This is a genomic window from Pyramidobacter sp. CG50-2 (assembly GCF_003612005.1).
GTDB lineage: Bacteria > Synergistota > Synergistia > Synergistales > Dethiosulfovibrionaceae > Pyramidobacter.
In genome coordinates, this window is record NZ_RAWT01000013.1 from 42,625 (window position 1) to 49,487 (window position 6,863).

The 6,863-nt window shown below is 63.5% G+C and carries 8 protein-coding genes; 1 reads left to right on the top strand and 7 read right to left on the bottom strand.

The window, feature by feature from the left end; genetic code table 11:
• Nucleotides 1-4 precede the first annotated feature (4 nt).
• The 3 genes from D7D26_RS04355 to tpx all read right to left on the bottom strand — a co-directional run bounded on the left by D7D26_RS04355 (nt 5) and on the right by tpx (nt 1,753).
• Complete coding sequence (locus tag D7D26_RS04355; RefSeq protein WP_199674692.1) at nt 5-565, bottom strand: class I SAM-dependent methyltransferase; 561 nt, start codon at nt 563-565, stop codon at nt 5-7.
• Nucleotides 566-687: 122 nt separating this feature from the next.
• Nucleotides 688-1,152 (bottom strand): IS30 family transposase, encoded by a 465-nt coding sequence (locus tag D7D26_RS04360; RefSeq protein ID WP_158606267.1) that lies wholly within the window; start codon nt 1,150-1,152, stop codon nt 688-690.
• 88 nt (nt 1,153-1,240) lie between these two features.
• Nucleotides 1,241-1,753 (bottom strand): thiol peroxidase, encoded by a 513-nt coding sequence (tpx, locus tag D7D26_RS04365; protein WP_120372176.1) that lies wholly within the window; start codon nt 1,751-1,753, stop codon nt 1,241-1,243.
• Nucleotides 1,754-1,968: 215 nt separating this feature from the next.
• Here tpx and D7D26_RS04370 point away from each other — a divergent pair, with 215 nt between their 5' ends.
• The gene (locus tag D7D26_RS04370; RefSeq protein WP_120372177.1) at nt 1,969-2,679 is read left to right on the top strand and encodes a serine hydrolase; all 711 of its coding nucleotides are present in this window, start codon (nt 1,969-1,971) and stop codon (nt 2,677-2,679) included.
• A 193-nt stretch (nt 2,680-2,872) separates the two neighbouring features.
• Here D7D26_RS04370 and D7D26_RS04375 read toward each other — a convergent pair whose 3' ends face one another.
• From D7D26_RS04375 to D7D26_RS04390, 4 genes are all read right to left on the bottom strand, one after another.
• Nucleotides 2,873-3,628, bottom strand: coding sequence for a phosphate ABC transporter ATP-binding protein (locus tag D7D26_RS04375; RefSeq protein WP_120372178.1), 756 nt, complete (start codon nt 3,626-3,628; stop codon nt 2,873-2,875).
• A complete protein-coding gene (locus tag D7D26_RS04380) occupies nt 3,625-4,500 on the bottom strand; it encodes a PstA family ABC transporter permease (protein WP_120372179.1) in 876 nt (291 codons plus the stop codon). The genes D7D26_RS04375 and D7D26_RS04380 overlap by 4 nt, the downstream gene beginning before the upstream one ends.
• Nucleotides 4,497-5,366 carry a PstC family ABC transporter permease gene (locus D7D26_RS04385; protein ID WP_120372180.1) on the bottom strand — a complete coding sequence of 290 codons (870 nt, stop codon included), beginning with the start codon at nt 5,364-5,366 and terminating at the stop codon, nt 4,497-4,499. Before D7D26_RS04385 ends, D7D26_RS04380 begins: the two co-directional genes overlap by 4 nt.
• Before the next feature lie 155 nt (nt 5,367-5,521).
• Nucleotides 5,522-6,352, bottom strand: a complete 831-nt coding sequence (locus D7D26_RS04390) for a phosphate ABC transporter substrate-binding protein (protein ID WP_233543457.1) — start codon at nt 6,350-6,352, stop codon at nt 5,522-5,524.
• Nucleotides 6,353-6,863: the final 511 nt, after the last annotated feature.

Genomic DNA, 6,863 nt, shown 5'->3' on the forward strand with positions numbered 1-6,863 from the left:
CCTGTCAATCCGCTTTCGGCTTACGGCCGACGACGGTATAGATCAGCCCGCGCAGCCGTTCGTTTCTGATCACCGCGAAGCCGTGACGCTCCATGCGCGCCGCGGCGGCGTGCCGGTTTTCGCTGCGGCAGTCACCGCTTCGCAGCAGCGGGAAAATGATGCGGTTGTCGAGCCACGCCCCCAGTCCGCCGACGCCCGTGTCGGAGAGCAGATACAGCCCTCCCGGCCTCAAAACGCGATAAACTTCCCGCACGGCCTCGTCGGCGTAGGGATAATGGTGAAAGCTCTGGATGCACGTGACGACGTCGAAAACGCCGTCCTTCCAGGGCAGTTTGTCGGCGCTTCCCAAAACGAATTCCGCGCCGGGGATCTTTTTCCCGCGCGCGACGTCGATCATCCCTTCCGAGATGTCAAGCCCCTTGTAAACGGCGCGCCGCTGCCGGGCCAGTCCGTCGAGAAGAAAGCCCGTGCCGCAGCCGACGTCGAGCAGCGATTCGTATCGTATCTCCCGGAGATACGCCAGCGCGTCGGCGCCGCTGACCCTGGCCGGGCCGGAATAGTACATGCCGGTGTTTTCGTCGTAGACGGCGGCCTGTCTGTTGAAATGACGGCGGGAAAGTTCTTCGTAATTTTTCGTGCCGATCGCCTCCCATTCGTCTTTTTCGAATTTTAATTAGTTGTAGCTAACTATAAATATATCACGCGCCGGTGCGAATATTCAAGCCAAGAGCAACGAAGTCGAGTGGAAAATCTCATCAGGAGGTTTCCAGGCAAGATATTTACGAGGTCGCGTGTTGAAGCGGCTGACATACATTTGGATAATTTCGTCGGGGATATCCGTGACGTCCTTCCTCTTGGGAAGTATTCCCTCAAAAGCCCGTTGGCGTTCTCGTTCGTTCCCCTCTGCCATGGTTGATGCGGCTCGGGATAATAGAGTTCGATTCCCCCAAGACCGGTGTTGATCTGTTCGCAGTTGGAGAACTCGCAGCCACGGTCGGGCGTGATGTTCTTATGCGGCAGATCTTCCAGCAGGTCGATGATGGTCCTGTCGACGCAGTCGGCGGTCTTGCTTTCCGCTTCGCGGCGCAGGAGAAGGCGGCTCTTTCGGCCGACCAGAGTGACACGACAGGCTTTTCCTCTTGTGCCGCACACGAAAAATGCCGCGAAAATACCCCTCGAAGGCCGGAAACGTTCCGGCTTTCGAGGGGCGTTTTTGTGGAGCGGTATTCGTGTTTTGTCCTTACGCCAGCGTCTTGACGGCCTCCAGCAGCTTGTCGTAGTCGATGGAGTTGGTGGCCTCGGGCACCACTTCGATATAGCGGATCACGTCGTCGCGGTCGACCACGAACACGGCGCGGGCCAGCAGGCGCAGTTCCTTGAGCAGCACGCCGTAGGCCGTGCCGAACGACGCCTCGCGGTGGTCGGAAAGCGTCGCCACCTTGTCGAAGCCCTTGGCGGCGCAGTAGCGCTTCAGCGCGAAGGGCAGATCCATGCTGACGTTGAGCACGTACACGTCGCCCAGCTCGGCCGTGTCCTCGTTGAACCACGTGGCCTGGAGATCGCAGACGGGCGTGTCCAGCGACGGCGTCACGGAGAGCACCTTGATCTTGCCCTCGTAATCCTTCAGCGATTTGGGCGCCATGGCCGTGTCGACCACGATGAAATCGGGCGCCTTGTCGCCGACTTTCAGCTCCGGTCCGACCAGCGTGAGCGGATTCCCCTTCATCGTGACGACGCCTTTTCTTTCCTGCATGTGAATGACCTCCTTAAGATTAACGGCCGCCGCATCGTTCTCCGGCAGCGGGTGAATTCCGAGCAAAAAACACTTCTTTGCTTCTACGAATATTTTGACACACAAAGCGAAAAATTGCAAGGACCGCGGGAAGCCCAAAAAGCCGCCGCGGAAAATTGACAGCGGCGGCGGGAGCGTTTACACTCTTGCAGGATCATTCATAAGGAGGAGTTTTCATGCCTGAAAACTGGAAAGGCGGCGTTCTGCGGGCGATCGCCGGAGCCGACGGCGGCGCGCCGGCGGCGGCCGTTTACGACGGCGCGGCGGACCTGCAGCTTGTCTATAACGGCGGCCGGTTTGTGCCCGCCGGGCTGATGGCGGCGCTGCCGGCGCTGTGGAATCTTTTCGAGCGCGTCGAGGCGGACGGACTCAAGCTGGAAGAACCGCTTCCCGGCGCTTCCATGAGCTGGGAAAACGCGGCCCGCGACGTCTGCGGCGGCAGCGTGGAAGCGGCCAACGCGCTGATCGGCGCGCTCGGCATGGAAGCGGTCAACGCCGCGGCCCGCCGCGCCGGTATGACGCAGACGGAGATCCGTCGCCCGGTGGGCGAGAACGAATCGCTGCGGGGCAACGTCACCTGCGCCGAGGACGCGGCCGCGTTCTTCCGCCGTTTGATCGGCCGCGAAGGCCTGTCGGAGGCCAGTTGCCGGCGCCTGCTGGCGCTGATGTCGGAATTTCGGGGCGATGACAAGTTCGCGTCCGTGGGAGAAAAATGCCTGGCGCATTTCGGCGCTTCGTTTCCCGGCAGCGAATACGACGCGGGGATCCTCTGTCCCGACGGCAAGCGCCCCGTGGCTGCCGCGGCGCTGATCATGCTGCAGCCGGATCGGGAAAAGGCCGCGCTCTTCTGCCGCCGCGTCGCCGAAGCCGTCTGCGGTGAAGGCTGAGAGGCGTAGGGGCGAAGGTCAAGACAAAAGCTGCCACGGAGACACTGAGAAAAGCGAAAAACATGAACTATAGAAATACGAGGGAAGCCGGCAGGAAATTGTTCTCCTGCCGGCTTCCCTCATGTTTTTGCCGCGGCGCGGCGACCGTTTCCCGCCTTTCTTTGTATCTTCGTGTCTCCGTGGCGGTTTTTGTTTACAGCAGACGTTCGATGAACAGCTCGCCTTCGCCGCCCGCGGGCAGTTCGGCGGCGTCGAAAATTTGGCGCAGCGCGCCGCCGCGAAGCACGGCGAGGCGGTCGGCGAGGCGGCGCGCCTGGAGCAGGCTGTGCGAGACCATCACGATCGGATAACGTTCTTTCAGCGACAGCAGCAGATCTTCGACGACCTCGGCAGCGCGGCGGTCGAGCGACGCGGTCGGTTCGTCCAGCAGCAGCACGTCGGGTTCCAGAGCCAGCGTGCGCGCCAGACAGAGGCGCTGCTGCTGGCCGCCCGACAGCGACGCCGCGGACTGATGCAGGCGGCCGGCGACCTCTTCCCACAGCCCCACCTGCTCGAGCGCCTGCTTCATGCGCCCCTCGGCCTCCGTTCCCTTTAGGCCCAGCGTCAGCTGCAAGGGCAGCAGCACGTTGCGGGCGACGCTCAACGGCAGCGGATTGGGCGACTGAAAGACCATGCCGGCGCGGCGGCGCAGCTCCGGCAGCGGCAGCGACGCGTCGTCGACGGCCCGCAGGCGGCCGCCGATTTTCAGCTCCACGCGGCCCGACGTGCGCAACGCCGGAAAACAGTCGTTCAGCCGGTTCAGCGACCGCAGCAGCGTCGTCTTGCCCGAGCCGCTGCGACCGACCAGCACCGTGATCGCCCGGTCGGGACATTCCAGCGACAGGCCGCTGAGAATGTTCTGCGCGCCGGCGCAGACGTTCAGGTTTTCGATGCGCGCGCACAGATTCATGGGCGCTCTCCTTTCCATTTTCGTTCGAGGCTCCTTTGCAGGGCATGGGCGCACAGCAGCAGCGCGCCCGAGAGGATCAGCAGTACCAGCGCCGCGCCGAAGCCGCGCCGCAGATCGTTCCGGTCGGCGTACTGCGCCGAGATGTAGAAGATGAAGAACGGCAGCGCCTCGTACTTGGCCGTCAGCCCGGCGGGCAGCCCCGCGTTGGCGACCGCCCCCGTGACCATGATCACCGCCGTGTCCTCGGCGGCGCGTCCCAGCGCCAGCATCACGCCGCCGAGGATGCCCCGTCCGCCCGCGGGCAGCAGCAGATGGCGCGCCGTCTGCCAGGGCGTCAGTCCCAACGCCTCGCCCGTCAGCCGCAGTCCGTCGGGAAGGCTTTCCAGCACCGTCCGCGTCGTGATGATCAGCGGCGGCAGCACCAGCAGCGCCAGACAGAACGCCGACAGCAGCAGGCACGTGGTGGCCTCGGGCGCGAACAGCCGCCGCAGCGCCAAAATCAGCATGAAACCGAACAGCCCCATCACGATCGACGGCACGCCCGCCAGCAAATCGACCGCCAGGCCGAGCCAGCGCTTTGCCTTCGGCCCGGCGAAGCAGGCCAGGTACGCGCCGCAGCCGACACCGGGGAGCAACGCCAGCACCATCGTCAGCGCCAGCAGCGACATTGTGCCCGCGGCCGCCGGCCAGATGCCGTCCCAGACGGGAAACTGACCGAGTATCGCCTTTAGCGGCGGCGCGTCGCCGAAGAACAGTTCCAGCCCCAGCTCCGGGGCGCCTTCGGCGCACAGATGCCACAGCATGGCGCCGACGGCGGCGGGCACGATCAGCGCCGCGCCCCACGAAAGAATCAGCAGCGCCCGGCTCCTCATGCGCTTTTCTCCTTTTGCGTCTTCAGGCGACGCACCGTCAAACTGGCCGCGGCGCTGAAAAACAGCAGCAGGCCGCCGGCCGCGAACAGCGAATGGTACGCCTGTCCGGTCACGTCCGTCGAGGTGATCAGACCAATGTGAGCGGAGAGCGTCCGCATGGCCTGCAGCGGCGTGCGCGCATACTGCACGGCGTTGCCGGCCAGCATCGTCGGGATCAGCGTGTCGCCCACGGCCCGGCCGAATCCCAGCGTCGCGGCGCTGAGCAGCGCGCGGCGCGACGCCGGCAGCCCGATCCACGCCAGCGACTGCGCGGGCGACAGCCCGAGTGCCGCCGTCGTCAGCGCCGTGCGCTCCTCCATGGCGCGGAGCGCGCCGTCGATCACCAGCGTCATCGCCGGCAGGATCTGCAGGCTGAGGACCAGCCCCGCCGACAGCCAGCACAGCCCCGATCCGCCCAGAGAGCGCCGCACCAGCGGCACGAGCAGGAACACCGAAACGAAACCGTACACCACCGTCGGCACCGCCGTCATGAAGCGGATCACCGCGCCGAGAGCGCGCGCCGCCCCGCGGGGCGCCAGCCCGCGCATGAAACAGGCGCAGCCCAGCGACAGACACCACGACAGCGCCAGCGCCGACAGCGACAGGACCAGCGTCGCCCAGACCATCGGCGCGATGCCGTACTGCCCGGCGTCGGGCCGCCACGCGTCGCCCATCAGCGCCGCCGCGTCGCCGCCGAGCGCCGCCGCGTCGCCGCCGAGCGCCGCCTGCAGCGCGCAGACGATGATAAAGCCGAACACCGACGCCATCAGCGCCCCCACGCAGGCCGCCGCGGCCGAGAGCCACAGCGGCGCTCCGTTTTCCGTCATCGAATCATCTTCCTTTATTTATTGCCCCGAATATTTATCGCCCCGACGCGAAAAGCGGCGGAACGCTCGTCACGATATGGATACGACGACGCGGGGAAAGCGCCGAAGCTTTCCCCGCGTGAATTGTGCGCTGCGAGAACTTTTCCCGCGTCCCGTTATTTGCGGGGCAGGGGAATGTAGCCGCTTTTGCGGATGATCTCGGCGCCCTCGTCGGTGTAGATGTAGTCGATGAACGCCTTCGTCAGGCCTTCCGGCTCGCCCTTCGTGTTCATGAACAGGTCGCGCACCACCGTGTAGGAACCGTCGGCCGCGTTCTCCTGCGTCGCCGTCATGCCGTCCAGCGTCGGCGCTTTCACGGAGGCGTCGATGTGGCCGATGCCCACGTAGCCGATGGCGCGCTCGTCGCCGCCGACGGCCGTCTTCATCGCGCCGTTGGAGTTGACCACGTTCACGCCGGGGGCCAGCTCGCCCTTGTTGATCACCTTGTCGGTGAACACTTCGCGCGTGCCCGAACCGTCTTCGCGCCCGAACACGTTGATGGCGCCCGCCGTGCCGCCCACTTCCGACCAGTCCTTGACCGTACCGGCGTAGATCGCCGCCACCTGTTCCTTCGTCAGCGCGCCGACGGGATTGGCGGGATTGATCACGACCGCCACGCCGTCGATGGCGAAGGGGAACGTCTTCAGCCCGTACTGGGCGATTTCCTTTTCTTTCAGAGGGCGGCCCGTGTTGCCGATGGCGACCAGACCTTCGCCCGCCTGCTTGACGCCCACGCCCGAGCCGCCGCCGGCCACGGTGATGCGGATCTCGGGATTGACGCCCATGATGCGCTTGGCCGCTTCCTTCATCACGGGGATGTGCGCCGTCCCGCCGGCGATGTCCATCGTACCGGACATGCCCTTGAAGGCGTCCAGCGGCGCGGCCGCCGCCGCCGAAGCTGCGGCGAGAGCGAGCGCGAGCGTGGCGGAAAGGAAAATCTTTTTCATATTCATGTTTTTTCATCTGCTCCTTTGAAATGAAAATAATCTATACAACCATAAAGAATATCTTAGACGAAAAGGACCTTCCGTGATACTGCCGAATAACTGAGAACTCCGCAAAGAAATCTAAGCGATTTAAGCTGTTTGTCGTGTATTCCCGAATCCTATCGAGGCGTGCTTAATTCATAACTTCATGTTTTGAAACAAAACCACTACGGAGACACGGGGCCTCCGTAGTGGTTTTTGTTTGATTGCGCCGAAATGGCTTTATTTTGAAAAGGGGATTTAAAGTTCTCGAGCATTGATTAGTTATGACAGACTAACTATAATGATCATGCGTTAGATCCTGTTTTTGCGACGGGATTCGCTTTTCAAAGAGGCGGCGACAGGGCCGAAGAAGAAGCGGCGAGGCAACGAGGAAACTCCCGAAGAGACTTCTCCCCCGCTCGCGAAGCCGAATTCGAGAAGCGCGCAAAAAAATCGTTCGAGGAGGAGTTTTGAGAATGAGTATGAAGAA